Below are 15,207 nucleotides of genomic sequence, written 5' to 3'. Positions count from 1 at the left end.
CCTCCTTGAGCAAAAGCAATGGTCATGGACGAAGCCGGCCTAACAATCCGTGCTAAACCCCGGAGAAGTTACCGGTTTCTTTTTGCTCACCTCAAACGCATCCTCAAGCTGGATCGCCTGCGATTACGAGGGCCAAACGGAGCGCGTGATGAGTTCCACCTCGCCGCAGCAGCCCAAAACCCTCCGGAAACTCGCGAAGCTGACCCCGCCACCAATGCCAAAACCAGCGTGAAGGGAAATACATCTCGGCACGTCCCTACGACGGGAACCTCGGAGCGAGATTAACACGCGCCTTTTTCAACGGTATCCGCCAAAATGCCAAAAGCGGTGCTCAATCTATGGCCCGTCAACCGGCGCGGAATGTTGACCCCTTATCGGCGTCCAATCTTCCGGGCGGCGACGGCTCCTCTGGCCGGGATGTCCTGAACGGCGGGTATCGGTCGGTGAAATCCGGCGGCCGGAGCCGGTCGACCTGTCCGACACAGCCGACCACGAACAAAAGCGCGCCGATGCCTCCGAGCGGAAAGGCCCAGAAGGGTATTCCGTTCGCAGCATCCGGATGCTGCCAGACGACGATCGCCATCGGCACCGACATGATCGCGGCGATGCCGAGGAGCAGGACGGCGGGCCGCATCAGATAGAGAATGCCGAAAAATGCCCACCATGTCAGGGTTAAGGCAATCCATGCAATCGCCTCGGCGATCAGGAACGGCAGCGCCAGCATCATGAGAGTAGCGCAGACGGGCCAGGGACGCGCGGGCCTACGGCGAGCATTTGGCTTCGCAGCAGCAATCGCGCGATCGACTGGATCGGCCATGATTGTCTCCACGACGTCGAGCACGGGAGTATCCTCCATACGCTCGGTTGACTTTGTATGTCGATACACCATATTGGATACGACGACAACCGCAGAGATTGCAATCATGTCCCATGTACCCGTGGGCCTAGTGCTCAATATTCACACTGATCCGGACTCGATCCAGGCGGCATTTCTGCGCCGGGCCATGTCGGCGCTGGAGCGCATCTCGGCCAATGTGTCTGCCAAGGATCTGGCCGACGCGCTGGCTGCGCCGACCGATGCGGGTTCGCTGGCGCAATTGCTCAGCCATTCGGAGATGGTGGGATCCGCCGTCACCGATCTCGATCCACTTGTTCCGGCACTCGCGCGCAATGTCGAACACCGCCAGCAGTTGCTGGCGCGGGCCGGCGGCGCGGTGTCGGCCGACGAGGCGGGCCGGATCCTCGGCATCAGCCGTCAGGCCGTCGACAAGCGCCGGCGGACCGGCGCGCTGCTTGCGGTGCGCGAGGGCAGCGACTGGCGGTATCCGGCCTGCCAGTTCGATCAGGGTGAGACAGTTGCCGGAATCGCCGACGTGGTGCGCGGCTTCTCGGCCGCCGGCCCCTGGATCGCGCTCGATTTCCTGCTAGCGCCCGACGCGGTGCTCGGCGGTCGCACGCCGCTTGCCGCGCTGCGCGCCGGCGAGCGCGACGCGGTCGCGCGGCTGGTCCGCGCCGAGGGCTCGGACGGCTTCGCCTGATGGCGTCCGGAAAAGATAGAGGGCCATCGGGCGCTGCCCCACCGCCCCCCGATTGGCTCGTGGGGTCCGGGTTGCCGATCGACATTATTCCAGCGGGGCAGATCCTCCATCGCGTGCATCGCAGTGCGCTGGAGCCGGTCTTTTTCGGGCCTGGCGGCGGCGTGCCGGCGACGAACCGCTTCGACAGCACCACCGGACGCTTCGGCGTCCTTTATGTCGGCACGAGCCGCGCCGGCGCGCTGGCGGAAACCATCCTGCGCAATCCGCAGCGCCTGATGGTGTCGATGACGGAAATCACCGGCCGCTCGGTGAGCGAGCTTGCCTGTGCCCGTCCTCTCAAGATTGTGCGGATGCACGGAACCGGGCTGCAGGCGGTCGGCACCGACAACGCGATCTCCACCGGCCCGTATGGACCTTGCGGCCTGTGGACCGACGCGCTTTGGGATCACCCGGACCGGCCGGACGGGCTTGCCTATCAGTCGCGCCATGATTCCGGGGAGATCTGCCTCGCCTTGTTCGAGCGCGGCGACATGGAGTTTTCACATGTTGGCGGGGCACCGCTCACCAGCATCCTGAAGGATGTCGCGGCCATTCTCGAGATGTATGGCAAGTCGCTGTCGCCAGGCGCCGGCGACTAAGCCACCGCTTCGCGGCACGCTGGCGGTAGCAAGTCCGGCCTCCCTGGAATCGCGAGACAATGGAGTGCGACAGACAGGATCGCCGGTCGATCCGGCAATCCTGTCTGTCCTGGCGCACGAAAATAAGATCGCGACGGGCCCTGCCCCCGCGATCTTCGCTTCCGACGTCAGCCGGCCCCGCCTCTCGGCGGGGCCACATCGTCCTGGTCCTCAGTGCGGCCGCTGCTTCGGGCGGTACCAGATGAGCTGTAGGCCTTTCTCTCCGGCCACCTCGACGAGGATTGCCTGGATCGGCTGGGGGAAGGACGGGTCGTCTAGCCTGACGGAGATGTAGTCGCGTTCGGTTTTCCGGGCGGTCTTCTGCCCGCCGGCGCCGAATTCGGTGTTTTGCGGTGCACCGCAAAATGTCGCTCTGCATTATGCTGAGAACGTGATTATGCAGAGTGTCGGTCGCTGAAGGCCGGATTTGCCGGTGATTTCTGCGGATTTCTCTCCGCATAATTCCGGAGGCTGAGATGGATAGTGCGTCTTAAAAAACGGACGCCTTTGGCCTATGCTGATCCCCACGATCATTTTGGCGAAAGCTGCAAAGTTGGCGGAAAAGAATGATGCATGGGAGAACATTGCTCGCATTCGACGGCGGCTGGCTGATCTGAATGATGAGCGGAAGGCGCTTGAGCGTGAACTGGAAGCGTTTGAGCAACAGCTGATTTCCGATAGCCAGGCCGACGCAGAGAAGCCAGCCTTCGCCGACGCCCCTGTTACCAACAGCTCACCGTCGATGGAGAAGGTGGAGTTATTTCGGCAGCTGTTTGCCGGTCGGCCCGACGTCTTCCCTGTTCGCTGGAACAATAAGAAGGACGGACGCTCCGGCTATTCACCGGCCTGTTCTAATGAGTGGGCGAAAGGAATCTGCGGCAAGCCGAAGGTGAAATGCGGGGACTGCCCGCATCAGGCTTTCATCCCATATTCCGAAGATATCATCGAAAAGCACCTCCGTGGCGGCGATGCTCGCTCAAGCGACTTTGCTGCCGGCGTATATCCATTGCTGCAAGACGAAACATGCTGGTTCCTTGCTGCTGACTTCGACAAGGAAAGCTGGGCGGATGATACCAGAGCTTTGCTGGTAACATGTCGTGCAAAAGGTATTGCCGCAGCCCTCGAACGCTCGAGGTCGGGAAACGGAGGCCATGTCTGGATATTCTTCGCCGAGCCCATTCCGGCCAGGATCGCCCGTCAACTGGGTGCCGCGCTGATCACAGAGACGATGGAGAACCGCCCTGAGATCGGCTTCACGTCTTATGACCGTTTCTTTCCCAATCAGGACACGATGCCACTTGGCGGCTTCGGCAATCTGATCGCGCTTCCCCTGCAAAGGAAAGCCCGTGAAAATGGCAACAGCGTTTTTGTCGATGGCGACTTACGACCTTACGATGACCAGTGGGCGTACCTGTCGTCTTTGCCCAGGTTATCGGTGGACGAAGTCTTCAGGATTGCCGACGAAGCCGAATTGGCGGGACGGGTCTTGGGCGTCCGGATGCCGGTCGATGACGAACATGCCGATGAGCCGTGGAAGATGTTGCCGTCACGTCGTAGCGAGCCGCGGCGAATTGAGGCTGCGATCCCGCAAAGCATCAAGGTTGTAATCGCCGACCAGGTTTACATCGATAGGACCGAGCTTCCGTCCGCGCTGATTGCGCAGTTCGTGCGTCTGGCAGCATTCCAGAACCCGGAATTCTATCGCGCGCAAGCAATGCGATTGCCGACATCTGGCAAGCCTCGGATCATCTCCTGTGCCGAGCTTCACCCGCGCCATGTCGCGCTGCCACGAGGCTGCTTCGACGAAGCAATTGAACTCATCAAGAGCTATGGCGTGACCGCCAATCTGGAGGATCACCGCGAAGACGGAGAGCCTTTACCCGCCGGCGTCTCCTTCCAAGGGATGCTTCGCCAGCCACAATCGCGGGCCTTTGATGCTGTTGTCGCCAACGATAACGGCGTGCTCGCCGCCACGACCGCCTTCGGCAAGACAGTTGTCGCAGCTGCACTCGTAGCACATCGAAGCCGCAACACGCTGGTTCTTGTTCACCGCAGGGAGCTTCTCACCCAATGGGTGGAGCGTCTGAGTTCCTTCCTGAGCATCGACCCAAAGCAGATCGGCATCATCGGTGGCGGGAAAAGAAAGCCAACTGGGATCATTGATGTGGCGCTGATCCAAAGCCTGGTTCGGAATGGCGAGGTCGATGACATCGTGGGTAATTACGGTCATCTGATTGTCGACGAATGCCATCACCTGTCCGCTGCAAGCTTTGAGCTTGTCGCTCGCAGATCCAAAGCGCGATATGTCGTCGGCCTATCTGCCACCGTCGCCCGAAAAGACGGCCATCATCCGATCATCTTCATGCAATGCGGCCCCGTTCGCCATCGGGTTAATGCAAGAGTTCAAGCTGCCGAGCGTGGTATTCGCCATCGTGCCCGCGACCGTTCGACGAAGTTTGAGTTGCCAGCGTCACTCGCCTCGGTCGAGCGCCCGTCAATGCCAGCAATCTATGCAGCCCTTGCGCAGGACGAAGGCCGAAATGACCTGATATTCGATGACGTGTTGAAATCCCTCGAGGCCAAACGTTCGCCCATCCTGCTGACGGAGCGTAAGGATCACCTCGATTATCTGCAGCAGAAGTTCTCGCCGTTTGTAAAAAATCTGGTGGTGCTACGCGGCGGCATGTCGGCGAAGGATCGCAAGCAAGCCAACACGGCGTTGAATGTCGCAGACGATGATGAGCGTCTGATACTTGCGATAGGCCGCTATATCGGGGAGGGCTTCGATGACGCCCGACTCGACACACTATTCCTGACCATGCCGATCGCCTGGAAAGGCACTTTGGCGCAGTATGTCGGACGTCTGCATCGTCAGCATGATGGCAAGCGGGACGTCCTGGTCGTCGACTATGTCGACAGCACCGTTCCGGTGCTGGCCCGAATGGCCGCAAAGCGACGAGTGGGTTATCGCGCGCTGGGCTATGTGATCGAATGAGGGCGCCCCGCTTTGAGCGGAGCGCCGTGATGCTGGTCAGCGGGACCGGATGAGCTTGTGCTCGCCCTTGTCGCCCTGGACGAGGAAGGCGTAGACGGGCGCCGTGAAGGACGGATCGTCGAGCTTGAGCGAGAGGTATTCGGCGCCCGTTTCGCGGGGGTCCGGCTCCAGCCTGCTCCGAACTCGACACCCGTTGCTGTGACCCGGAAGTCGGGTGCGCGGTCGTTGTCGCGGTCGCAGGGCTTGATGGATGCCTTGACGTTGAGGGTGAGGGTCTTGATGGCGCCGTTGTAGGCGCCGGTTTCGTCGCGGGTGAAGGTGCCGATCTGAGCCATTGTCTTGATCTCCTGAGGTTGTTCGAAGCCGCCCGATGCGGCCTCGATGGCGGTCGAGAGGCGACGGATTGGACGGAATGCATCCGCAGGTCCGCAGCGTTAGCGAAGGACGGTGGCAGCCAAGCTTGTTGGCTCGCGAGGAATGACCGCCTGCGGTCAGGGGAAGAAGGTCGGCGGAGTCGTTGCAGGCCAGGGCCGGTCCGGTGCCAGACCAGCCCAAAAGAGAGGCCGTATGGGGGCTTCGCGCCGTCAGCGGAGAACGACGTGAATGATCGATGTCTCCTCATCAGCATGATCAGCGCCGCCGCCGGTACGTTACCCCTCCCGTCGTCCCCAGCCGCCGTCTCACCAGATTCAAAACACGCCGCGCGTGCCTCTTTTGGCAACCCCAGGGGGTGAGGTTGGAAAAGCTGCCCGCCGACGCTGGAATGGCTTTGAAACCAGCGATTTGTTCCTATGGGCCGGACTTCCCCGGCGCCAACAAGCAAATCGAGGAAATCAGCGTGACGAAGCGACACGAGGGACGATTGGCGCCCTGCTTATTGCCGTTGCAGGTGCAGTAAAAAACAAACTTGACTGTTTGTTTTTTACATGTAAACCATTGCTGCAACAGAAGCGGCGCCAATGGTTGCCGACTTAAGAATTGGCAAAAAGCCGAGGGGACATCGTGAGTTCAGTCAAGACGCGGCCTTCGGGCGCGCGACGTACACGCACGCAAAGTGAACGATCCAGCGAAACGCGCCAGGCGTTGTTCGACGCCACGATTGCACTTCTTCACGATCAGGGGTTCAACAAGATGTCGACCCCAGAGATCGCCCGTAAAGCCGGGGTGTCGCGCGGTGCGCTGACCCATCATTTCGCCACCAAGGAAGACTTGGTGATCAGCGCGGTCGCTGACCACCTGACGCAGGTCAACACGAAGCTGGCGGCCTTTGCCGACACCTACGGCCGTCGTGGCGGTTCGACCGACGAGATCGTCGACTATCTCTGGCGGGTCATGTTCGACCGACTCTTCTACGTGACCTTGGAATACCTGCCCGAGGCGCGCCATAACGAAGGCTTCCGCGCCGGCCTAATACCCGTCGTGCACGAGTTTCATGATCGTCTCGATGCGATCTGGACGGCGCTTGCCGCCCACCGGCAGGCAGATCCCGCCAGCGTCCGCATCGTCATGAACGCCACCATGTGCCTGATCCGAGGAATGATTGCACAGACGGTGCTACGTCCTGCGGATTCGACCTATTACGAAACTCTGCTTGAGTTCTGGAAGCAGCAGGTCAGGGACTACTTTTCGACGATCGCAAAACATTCGGAGCCGCAGCCATGAAGTCAATTCTTCAGGTAAGGGATCTCCGGCGAAGCTTCTATGGTGTCAAGGTTCTGACGGGCGTCGATCTCGATGTCATAGAGGGGGCCATCACCGGTCTCATCGGTCCGAACGGCGCCGGCAAATCAACCTTCTTCAACTGCATCTCGGGGCTTTATATGCCCGATAGCGGTTCGGTGATGTTCGACGGTGTCAACATCACCCGGGCCAGAAGCCAGGATCGTGTGGCCGCGGGTCTGGTCCGTACCTTCCAGCTCGCGCGGGGTTTTCCAAAACTCACCGTATTCCAGCACTTCATGCTTTATGGCCAGAACCATCCTGGAGAAGGCCTGCTGGCCAGCCTCACCGGCAGCGCGGCCGGACGGCGCCACGAGGAACAACTGGCGGAGGAAGCTTTGTCCATCGCCCGCCGGCTGCGCCTCACCCATGTGATCGACAATCCGGTAACGGCGCTGTCGGGCGGCCAGAAGAAGCTTGTCGAGATCGGCCGGGCGCTGATGGCCAAGCCTCGGCTGATCCTGCTCGATGAACCCATGGCCGGCGTCAACCCCACTCTGACAGCGGAAATCGCTGAGCATCTGAAGGCATTGAATGCCGAAGGTGTGACCATCTGCCTGATCGAGCACGACATGAAGCTGATCGGGAGTCTCTGCGATCCGGTCATCGTCATGGCCGAAGGCCGCAAGCTCACCGAAGGCAGCTTTACCGAGGTCGTCTCCGACGAACGGGTGCAGGAAGCCTATCTCGGAGGAAGGCACTGATCATGTTGAAGGCTGAAAGTCTTGTGGCCGGTTATGGCGCTGCAGAGGAAATCCTGAAAGGTGCATCGATCGACGTGCAAGCGGGCGAGATCGTCACGATCATCGGCCCGAACGGTGCGGGCAAATCGACACTTCTCAAGGCGATTGCCGGTTTGGTGCCGCTGAAGGGCGGCAGCGTCCGAATGAATGGCGCCGATCTGACCCGCCAGGATGCGCTCGGTCGCTCGAAGGCCGGACTGGCTTTCGTGATGCAGGAAAAGAACGTGTTCGGCGCGATGTCGGTGGCCGAGAACCTCGACATCGCCAGCTTCGGCAATCCCTCGGGCATGGCGGCCCGGCGCGAAGCTGTCTATGCCCGCTATCCTGTTCTGGCCGACAAACGAAAGGCGCTGGCGCGCACGCTTTCCGGCGGTCAGCGGCAACTCCTTGCCATGGGCATGAGCCTGATGACCGAGCCGAAGCTGCTGCTGCTCGATGAGCCAACGGCAGGGCTTTCGCCGAAGGCGGCCGAGGAGCTTTTTATGGCGATCATCGAACTCAACCGGTCCGGTCTGCCCGTCCTCATGGTCGAGCAGCACGCGCTTGAGGCGCTGGAGATCTCCACCCGCGGTTATGTCATTGTTACCGGTCGCAACGCGGCCACTGGCGGCGGCAGAGAACTGGCCGCCGATCCTGAAGTTCGCCGCCTGTTCCTGGGCGGTTGAGAAGACGGTCAGCAATCAATCAAAGAAGAGGGAACAACGCATGAGCAGCTTCACATTCAGTCGCCGCGGCTTCATGGGCGGCGTGGCCGGTCTCGCCGCAACCGGTCTTGTACCGCACACTGTCATGGCACAGGACGGGGCCATCAAGATCGGCGCATTGACGCCGCTGACCGGCTCGGGCGGCCCCTACGGGCCGGTGATGGTCAAGGCGATCAAGGCGGTCGCCGGCGAGGTGAACAAGGCCGGCGGCGTTCTGGGACGCCAGATCGAGATCATTTCGGAAGACGACCAGACGAACCCGGAAGCCGGTGTTCGCGCCGCCCGCAAGCTGGTGGATGTCGATCGCGTTTCGGCCATTCTCGGCACCTGGGCCTCGTCGGTCACGACCGCGGTTGCGCCGATCTGCTGGGAATCCGGCACCATGCTGGCCACCGTTTCCGGTGCCGACGCCATCACGGCGCTGCCGCATCAGGGCTACATAATCCGGACGCAGCCGACGACCATTCTCCAGGGCCGCAAGTTTGGTGAGTTCGCCGTGGAGCAGGGCGTGAAGAAGCTGTTCTTCTTCTCGCCGCAGACCCCGTTTGCGGAAAGCCAGTTCACCAATATCACGAAGGCGGTGAACGCCGCCGGCGGCGAAACGAAATCGCTGATCTATGACGACAAGAAGCCGTCCTATCGCAGCGAAGTCGATGACATGCTGGCCTATGGTCCCGATGTCATCGTGCTGGGCGGCTACGCGGCGGATACCGCTGTCCTTCTCAAGGATATCTTCCGCGCCGGCTACGAAGGCAAGAAGATCGCCTTCGCCTATTCCGTCAACCAGAAGCTTATCGACAGCGTTCCCCCGGAAATTGTCGAAGGCATCTTCACGATTGCGCCGTCGCCGGCCGAATCGTCCAGCGCCTACAAGCGCCTGGTGTCGCTGATCGGCATGCAGAATCCGGATCCCTACACCACGCAGGTCTACGACCAGGCAAACCTCGTGATCATGGCCATCGCCAAGGCGAGCGCCGCCAACGGCAAGTCGATCCGCGATGCGATCCGTTCGGTTTCCCAGGCCGAGGGCGGCATGGTCGTCGACAATGCGGTCGATGGTCTCAAGCTGATCGCCGAAGGCAAGTCGGTGAACTATCAGGGCGCTTCCGGCCCCTGCGATTTCACCGCTGCCGGTGACATCTCCGACAGTCAGTTCCGCTACGAACAGGTCGAAGGTGCCAAGCTCAAGCTCCTGAAGATCGCGTGAGGCCGTGATGACGATCGTGGCGCAGGCAATACTGAACGGTATCATGACGGGGATGCTGATCGCCATTCCCGCCCTTGGCCTCACGGCGATCTTTGCCGTGCTGCGCTATGTCAACTTTGCCATAGGGGCCTACGCCACGGTCGGCGCATTCGCAGCCTGGTATTTCAATAGCGGGCTCGGACTTGGTGTGTTTCCTTCCGCGCTGGTGGCATTTGTTGCCGGCGGCGCAGTCGGCCTGATTGCGGAGCAGACGGCACTTGCCCGTCTGCGTCCCTCCGGCGCGCTTGCGGTGGCGATCGCCTCGATCGCGGTCAATCTCATTCTCGAGAATGTCATCCGTTTCATCTTTGGCAACGATCTTCAGGGATTCGATCTACCGATCGCCCGTGACTGGCGTTTTGCCGGCCTCAGATTCGGGCCGCAACAGTTGCAGACGGCGGCGATTGCCATCGCCATCATGGCAGCGGTGTTTCTGTTCCTGCGATTTACCCGGTTCGGCAAAGCCATGCGAGCGGTTGCCGACAATCCTGATCTTGGCAGGCTTTTCGGCATGGACCCGGCCCGGATCGCCATGATCACCGTTGTGCTCGGGGCGGGCCTTGCGGGTGTCGGCGGCGTGCTTCTCGGTCTCGACACGGCCATCGATCCGATGACGGGATCACGTTTGTTGCTGTCGATTTTCGCCGCCGCGGTGCTGGGCGGACTGGGGTCGATCCCCGGAGCCGTACTTGGCGCGGCCATGATCGGCATCGGTGAGGAACTGGCCGTGCTGGTTCTGCCGGCCACCTATCGTTCGGCCGTCGGCTTCGCCACCATTCTCCTCATCCTGTCGCTGCGTCCCGCAGGCATTCTGGGTGAAAGGAACACCTGATGCTGTCTTACCTCATCTTCACGCTGACACTCGGCGGCATCTACGCGCTCTTGGCGCTCAGCCTCAATCTGATCTGGGGCGGCGTCGGCATGGTCAATCTCGGCGTCGCCGGTTTCTTTGCCGTCGGTGCCTATGCCTCGGCGCTGGTGGCGATTGCCGGCGTTCCGTTGCCGCTTGCCATGTTGCTTGCCTGCCTGATCGGTGCCGCCGCCGGCATCCTCGCCACCTTTGCGACCATTCGCCTGCGCGGTGACTATCTCGCCATCGTGACCCTCGGTTTTGCCGAGGTGGTGCGCATGGTGGCGCTCAACGAGCGCTGGCTGACCCGCGGCTCGGATGGCATATCGGGGATACCCGCGCCGTTTCGAGCAGAGCTCGGCGTCGATGGCTTCAACCTGTTTTATCTCGCGCTGGTCAGCGTCATCGTACTCGGGGTGTTCCTGACGATGCGCCGCCTCGATCTGTCGCCATTCGGGCGTGTGCTGAAGGCGATCCGCGAAGACCAGGAACTGGCGACCTTCGCCGGTAAATCCGTAACCCGTTTCAAGATGCAGACCTTTGCGCTTTCGGCGGGGATTGCCGGTCTGGCGGGGGCTCTCTACGGTCATTTCCAGACCTATATTTCGCCGGATCATTTCCAGCCGCTGATTACCATCTATATCTTCCTCGCGGTAACGGCAGGCGGTGTCGGTCGGCCGGTGGGAGCGCTTGCCGGTGCCTATCTCGTCGTGTTCTTCCTCGAAGCGACGCGTTTTCTCGGCGAGCTCTTCACCGTGCTTGAACCGGGGCAGGTGGCGGCAATCCGCGAAATTCTCGTCGGCCTCGCCTTGCTCTGTGTCCTGCATCTGCGCCCGCAGGGCATTCTGCCCGAACGTATCGCCCCCGCACCGAAACCGGAGACATCACCGTGAAGGAACTTCTGTCGATGCTCAGCGCGCCCGGCCAGCCCGCGACGCTCTACAAGGCTCTGGAAGAGGCCCTGTCGCAGGAAATCGGCTTTGGCCTCTTCACCCTGCTTTACCGGGATGGCGACGAGGTCGCTCGCGTCTATTCAAGCAACGAGGCTGCCTATCCGGTGTTCGGCCGCAAGCTCATGGGCCCGACCCCGTGGGGCGAGAAGGTCATTGACCGGCAGGAGGCCTTTCTCGGGCCGGACCGGGACGCCATTGTCTGGGCGTTCTACGACCATGAGCTGATTTTCAGCCTCGGTCTCGGTGCCGTCATCAACATCCCCGTCGTCTACAACGGCGAGACCATCGGCACGATGAACTTGCTCGATAAAAGCGGTGCCTATACCGAGGAGCATCTTGCGAAGGCGGCTGCCTATGCGCCTTTGCTTATCCCTGCCTATCTTGAGGCGCGGCGCGCCTGAACACATTCCCAGGACAAGTTTCATGACAAACATTCTCTTCGAGAACGCCCGCATCGTTGATGGCACTGCCGATCGCCCGAGCGATCCGGTCAATGTGCGGATCGAAGGCAACATGATCCGTGAGGTCGGCACCTCGGTCTCAAGCGCGTCGGCCGAACGCATCGATCTCTCCGGCAAGATCCTGATGCCGGGCCTGATCGATGCCCATGTTCATGTTGTCGCCTCGACTGCCGATCTCGGCCGCAACGGCCAGCTTCCCGATACGCTCGTCACGGTGCGCGCGTTCAAGCTGATGGGCGAAATGCTCAATCGCGGTTTTACCACGGTGCGCGATGTCGGTGGTGCAACCTCGGGCCTGGTTGCCGCTGCCCTCGAAGCGTCCTGGCCGACGCCGCGCCTCAACATTTCCGGCAAGGCCCTGGCCCAGACCGGCGGTCATTGCGATTATCGCGGCCCCTTCAATGATAATCCGGTGCAGCTTCGCAGCTTCCCGTTGGGTGCGCTCGGCCGTATCGTCGATGGCGTTCCGGAAGTTCGCCGTGCCGCGCGCGAGGAGATCAAGAGCGGCGCCAACTTCATCAAGATCATGGCCAATGGCGGCGTATCCTCGCCGACCGACCCGATCCACTTTCTCGGCTTTTCCCGCGAAGAGCTGCTTGCCGTGGTCGAGGAAGCGGAAAATGCCGGCACCTATGTCTCGGCGCATCTTTATACCGACCAGGCCATTCGCCGGGCGGTCGAATGTGGCGTGCATTCGCTGGAACACTGTAACCTGATCGGACCTGAGACGGCGAAGCTTGCCGCATCAAGGGGAGCTTTCGCTGTTCCGACGCTCGTCACCTATGACAAGCTTTCGAGCGAGGGTGAAGCCATGGGCCTGCCAGCCGCATCGGTGGCCAAGGTCGATGATGTTCGTCTCGCCGGCATGGAATCGCTTTTGATCATGCGCGAGGCCGGCCTGCAGATGGCCTATGGCAGCGACCTCTTGGGTGGCATGCATGTGCACCAGTCGGAAGAATTCGTCATCCGCGGCCGGGTTCTGCCAGCCATAGACGTCATCGCTTCGGCCACCCATATCGCCGCGCGCCTGCTGCGGGTGGAAGGCAAGATCGGCACGATCGCCGCCGGCGCATTCGCCGACCTGATCGTGGTCGATGGCAACCCTCTCGATGATCTCACGCTTCTCACGCGTCAGGGTATGCATATGCCGATGATCATGAAGGACGGCGCCTTCATTAAGCGCTGATCGCCTGCCGCCATCCGCAAGCCGAAATCGTCAAACCGGCTATTGTTCGGCGTGCCGAGTTAAATGACTGGAAGCCACCGATCTTGGGCATGTTCTTCTTTACCCGGAAGTGGTCGCTCTCGATTCGCCCTAAAGGGCGCAGAGGGTCAATCCTCCACTTGTCCGCTGGTGGCGATGCCATCGTGATCGCCGCCTGCTCTCAGACCTGAATCGCCATCTGTGTGCGGCGCCTCTGAGGTTGCCTCCCGGCGCCGACGATGGTCTTATCGGTGGCGATAGTGAACCGCCGTATTTGCCGATATTCGAAGCGATAGAGACATGTCGATTTCAGACGCCATCTACCGACCGTTCGAGAAGCTGATCCGGCCTCTGGACATTCCTTACCGGCCGCTGCCTTCCAAAAGACCGGTTGCCGTCCTTCTGCATTTCATCTCGATGTTCCGGGCGGTGCTGATTGCGCTTGCACTCGCCGCCATGGCCGTCGAGGCGATCAATCTGACGATTGTCTGGGGCTTGTCCGTTGTCGTGGATGGTGTCAGCCAGCAGGGCGCGGCGAACTTCCTGCGAGCCGAATGGCCGCTGCTGACGTTTCTGGGCCTGCTGCTGTTTCCAGGACTGCCTATCGCGTCATTCCTGCTGAACACGCTTCAGTCCCACACCTTGAGCGTCGCGATGCCAGTCGCAATCCAATGGCAGGGCCACAAGGCCGTGGAACGGCAAGACATTGCCTTTTTTCACGATCTTTTCGCCGGACAGGTCGTCTCGCGCCTCTCGCAGGTCGCGTCCGCCGTTCAGCAGCAGATCATTGCCGCGTTCCAGACCATTCCGCGTTTCATTCTGTCGATGGCCGGATCGGTGGTGCTGCTCGGGGCCCTGGCTTGGCAACTGGCGTTGCCGGTCGTGGTCTGGATCGTGCTCAATGTTGTGCTGGCGGTAAAGATGGCGCCGATCTTCACCGAGCGATCCCGGCGTACCGCCAAGTTGCGCAGCCTGATCGCCGGCACCGTCAACGATCTCTACGGCAACATGCAGATGATCAAGCAATTCGCCGCGGAAGACAGTGAGGCCGGCGCCATCCGTCGCGTCCTCCAGAATGCGGTCAACACGCAGCACGGCGAGCAACGGATCTACCGGACCTCGGAACTCATCGTCGTTGCGCTCAATACCGGGCTTTGGCTCACCATCCTGTCGATCGGGCTCACCGGACTGGTCGAGGGCTTCATATCCGTCGGTGAGTTCGTTGCGGCCGTCTATGTCCTGCAGCGTCTTTCGGGACACACCTTCACCTTTCTCCAGATGGGGCAGCAGGTTTTCCAGGCGATCGGCACGATCAAGGACGCCATGCCGGTGATGACGACCCCGCCGACCATTGTGGATCCGCCAGAAGCAGGAGAGATCGTGGTCATAGGCGGAGAAGTCCGTTTCCAGAACGTCAGCTTCGCGTATCGGGCGGAAAAGCGGGTTATCAAGGATCTATCGCTCACCATCAAATCCGGCGAGAAGGTCGGCCTTGTAGGCTTGTCCGGCGCCGGGAAAACGACACTGGTGAACCTGCTCTTGCGCTTTTACGAGGGAAAGACGGTTATTGCGATCGCCCATCGCCTTTCCACCATCGCAAAGATGGATCGCATTGTGGTACTGGATGGAGGACGTATCGTCGAGGAGGGCACACCCGGCGAACTTGTCATGCGCGATGGGCTGTTTGCCCGGCTCTGGAAACGCCAGACCGGAGGCTTCATCCCGGAAAGTGAGTAATCCGGTCTCCGCAATTGGTGCATGCCGGCGGAGACCGTTAGTCCGAAGTCGGTCCCCAATCAGTCATTCCAGCCGGACCAAATTCTTGGCACGCCTAACAAATCTGTTGCGGAGGAACTTGTGGTAACAGAGGCGTTCATTCTGATCTTATCAACTGCAAAAAACACAGGCTCGATGTTCTATATCCTCAAGACGATGTTGTTGCCCACTTCGGAAGCCCGGGTGGCATATCGCTGATAACGGCCGGAATTGATCCGGCCGTCGGCACCGGCTTGAGGGCGATCCGCTAACTATCGGCTCGATCGCATCCCGAAGTCTCTCATACGCTAGTGTGACGTCTCAGAGATTATGACGGGTTGTTCTATGCCCAGAATTGGCAG

At 60.8% G+C, this 15,207-nt stretch carries 14 protein-coding genes and 4 pseudogenes; 14 read left to right on the top strand and 4 right to left on the bottom strand.

The annotated features are described in order from the left end of the window. Positions 1–78 precede the first annotated feature (78 nt). Positions 79–232 (top strand): annotated as a pseudogene (locus JL39_RS31710) (IS5/IS1182 family transposase); the annotation flags it as partial. A gap of 114 nt (positions 233–346) precedes the next feature. Here the strand turns inward: JL39_RS31710 and JL39_RS30595 are convergent. After that, complete coding sequence (locus tag JL39_RS30595; protein ID WP_052183025.1) at positions 347–841, bottom strand: hypothetical protein; 495 nt, start codon at positions 839–841, stop codon at positions 347–349. A gap of 82 nt (positions 842–923) precedes the next feature. Here JL39_RS30595 and JL39_RS21220 point away from each other — a divergent pair, with 82 nt between their 5' ends. Both JL39_RS21220 and JL39_RS21215 read left to right on the top strand, forming a co-directional pair. Beyond that, positions 924–1,538, top strand: coding sequence for a helix-turn-helix domain-containing protein (locus JL39_RS21220; RefSeq protein ID WP_037155496.1), 615 nt, complete (start codon positions 924–926; stop codon positions 1,536–1,538). Continuing rightward, positions 1,538–2,176: an RES family NAD+ phosphorylase gene (locus JL39_RS21215; RefSeq protein ID WP_037155484.1), complete on the top strand. Its 639-nt coding sequence runs from the start codon at positions 1,538–1,540 to the stop codon at positions 2,174–2,176. Before JL39_RS21220 ends, JL39_RS21215 begins: the two co-directional genes overlap by 1 nt. A 210-nt stretch (positions 2,177–2,386) precedes the next feature. Here the strand turns inward: JL39_RS21215 and JL39_RS31145 are convergent. Then, positions 2,387–2,563, bottom strand: a pseudogene (locus JL39_RS31145) (DUF736 family protein); the annotation flags it as partial. A gap of 166 nt (positions 2,564–2,729) precedes the next feature. Between JL39_RS31145 and JL39_RS21210 the strand changes: the two are divergent. After that, positions 2,730–5,210 carry a DEAD/DEAH box helicase gene (locus JL39_RS21210; protein WP_227705601.1) on the top strand — a complete coding sequence of 827 codons (2,481 nt, stop codon included), beginning with the start codon at positions 2,730–2,732 and terminating at the stop codon, positions 5,208–5,210. Positions 5,211–5,246: 36 nt separating this feature from the next. On the opposite strand, the pseudogene JL39_RS31140 reads toward JL39_RS21210, so the two are convergent. Continuing rightward, a pseudogene (locus tag JL39_RS31140) lies at positions 5,247–5,545 on the bottom strand (DUF736 domain-containing protein). A 401-nt stretch (positions 5,546–5,946) separates the two neighbouring features. Here JL39_RS31140 and JL39_RS31980 point away from each other — a divergent pair. From JL39_RS31980 to JL39_RS21160, 9 genes are all read left to right on the top strand, one after another. Further along, positions 5,947–6,108 carry a hypothetical protein gene (locus JL39_RS31980; protein ID WP_161784785.1) on the top strand — a complete coding sequence of 54 codons (162 nt, stop codon included), beginning with the start codon at positions 5,947–5,949 and terminating at the stop codon, positions 6,106–6,108. A 104-nt stretch (positions 6,109–6,212) separates the two neighbouring features. Further along, positions 6,213–6,872, top strand: coding sequence for a TetR/AcrR family transcriptional regulator (locus JL39_RS21195; RefSeq protein ID WP_037155475.1), 660 nt, complete (start codon positions 6,213–6,215; stop codon positions 6,870–6,872). Continuing rightward, the gene (locus tag JL39_RS21190; RefSeq protein WP_037155472.1) at positions 6,869–7,633 is read left to right on the top strand and encodes an ABC transporter ATP-binding protein; all 765 of its coding nucleotides are present in this window, start codon (positions 6,869–6,871) and stop codon (positions 7,631–7,633) included. Before JL39_RS21195 ends, JL39_RS21190 begins: the two co-directional genes overlap by 4 nt. A gap of 2 nt (positions 7,634–7,635) precedes the next feature. After that, the gene (locus JL39_RS21185) at positions 7,636–8,337 is read left to right on the top strand and encodes an ABC transporter ATP-binding protein (RefSeq protein ID WP_037155469.1); all 702 of its coding nucleotides are present in this window, start codon (positions 7,636–7,638) and stop codon (positions 8,335–8,337) included. Between the two features lie 40 nt (positions 8,338–8,377). Next, entirely contained in the window at positions 8,378–9,583 is a 1,206-nt protein-coding gene (locus tag JL39_RS21180) for an ABC transporter substrate-binding protein (protein WP_037155466.1), read from the top strand. 7 nt (positions 9,584–9,590) lie between these two features. Next, positions 9,591–10,454 (top strand): branched-chain amino acid ABC transporter permease, encoded by an 864-nt coding sequence (locus tag JL39_RS21175; RefSeq protein ID WP_037155463.1) that lies wholly within the window; start codon positions 9,591–9,593, stop codon positions 10,452–10,454. Then, entirely contained in the window at positions 10,454–11,365 is a 912-nt protein-coding gene (locus JL39_RS21170; protein WP_037155460.1) for a branched-chain amino acid ABC transporter permease, read from the top strand. Before JL39_RS21175 ends, JL39_RS21170 begins: the two co-directional genes overlap by 1 nt. Further along, positions 11,362–11,826, top strand: coding sequence for a GAF domain-containing protein (locus JL39_RS21165; RefSeq protein ID WP_037155457.1), 465 nt, complete (start codon positions 11,362–11,364; stop codon positions 11,824–11,826). The genes JL39_RS21170 and JL39_RS21165 overlap by 4 nt, the downstream gene beginning before the upstream one ends. A gap of 22 nt (positions 11,827–11,848) precedes the next feature. Next, complete coding sequence (locus tag JL39_RS21160; RefSeq protein ID WP_037155454.1) at positions 11,849–13,072, top strand: amidohydrolase family protein; 1,224 nt, start codon at positions 11,849–11,851, stop codon at positions 13,070–13,072. 34 nt (positions 13,073–13,106) lie between these two features. Here JL39_RS21160 and JL39_RS31705 read toward each other — a convergent pair. Further along, positions 13,107–13,196, bottom strand: a pseudogene (locus JL39_RS31705) (DDE-type integrase/transposase/recombinase); the annotation flags it as partial. A gap of 194 nt (positions 13,197–13,390) precedes the next feature. Between JL39_RS31705 and JL39_RS21155 the strand changes: the two are divergent. Further along, positions 13,391–14,827 (top strand): ABC transporter ATP-binding protein, encoded by a 1,437-nt coding sequence (locus JL39_RS21155; RefSeq protein ID WP_037155450.1) that lies wholly within the window; start codon positions 13,391–13,393, stop codon positions 14,825–14,827. The last annotated feature ends 380 nt before the right edge of the window (positions 14,828–15,207 follow it).

Source organism: Rhizobium sp. YS-1r, assembly GCF_000757525.1.
GTDB lineage: Bacteria > Pseudomonadota > Alphaproteobacteria > Rhizobiales > Rhizobiaceae > Neorhizobium > Neorhizobium petrolearium.
Note: the sequence above shows the minus strand (reverse complement) of the source record. Positions and strands in the feature narration are given on the sequence as shown.

Bases quoted from the DNA above. Each gene is read 5' to 3' on its own strand.
- JL39_RS21220 (WP_037155496.1), top strand. From the start codon at position 924: ATGTCCCATGTACCCGTGGGCCTAGTGCTCAATATTCACACTGATCCG.
- JL39_RS21215 (WP_037155484.1), top strand. From the start codon at position 1,538: ATGGCGTCCGGAAAAGATAGAGGGCCATCGGGCGCTGCCCCACCGCCC.
- JL39_RS21210 (WP_227705601.1), top strand. From the start codon at position 2,730: ATGCTGATCCCCACGATCATTTTGGCGAAAGCTGCAAAGTTGGCGGAA.
- JL39_RS21190 (WP_037155472.1), top strand. From the start codon at position 6,869: ATGAAGTCAATTCTTCAGGTAAGGGATCTCCGGCGAAGCTTCTATGGT.
- JL39_RS21185 (WP_037155469.1), top strand. From the start codon at position 7,636: ATGTTGAAGGCTGAAAGTCTTGTGGCCGGTTATGGCGCTGCAGAGGAA.
- JL39_RS21180 (WP_037155466.1), top strand. From the start codon at position 8,378: ATGAGCAGCTTCACATTCAGTCGCCGCGGCTTCATGGGCGGCGTGGCC.
- JL39_RS21175 (WP_037155463.1), top strand. From the start codon at position 9,591: ATGACGATCGTGGCGCAGGCAATACTGAACGGTATCATGACGGGGATG.
- JL39_RS21170 (WP_037155460.1), top strand. From the start codon at position 10,454: ATGCTGTCTTACCTCATCTTCACGCTGACACTCGGCGGCATCTACGCG.
- JL39_RS21160 (WP_037155454.1), top strand. From the start codon at position 11,849: ATGACAAACATTCTCTTCGAGAACGCCCGCATCGTTGATGGCACTGCC.
- JL39_RS21155 (WP_037155450.1), top strand. From the start codon at position 13,391: ATGTCGATTTCAGACGCCATCTACCGACCGTTCGAGAAGCTGATCCGG.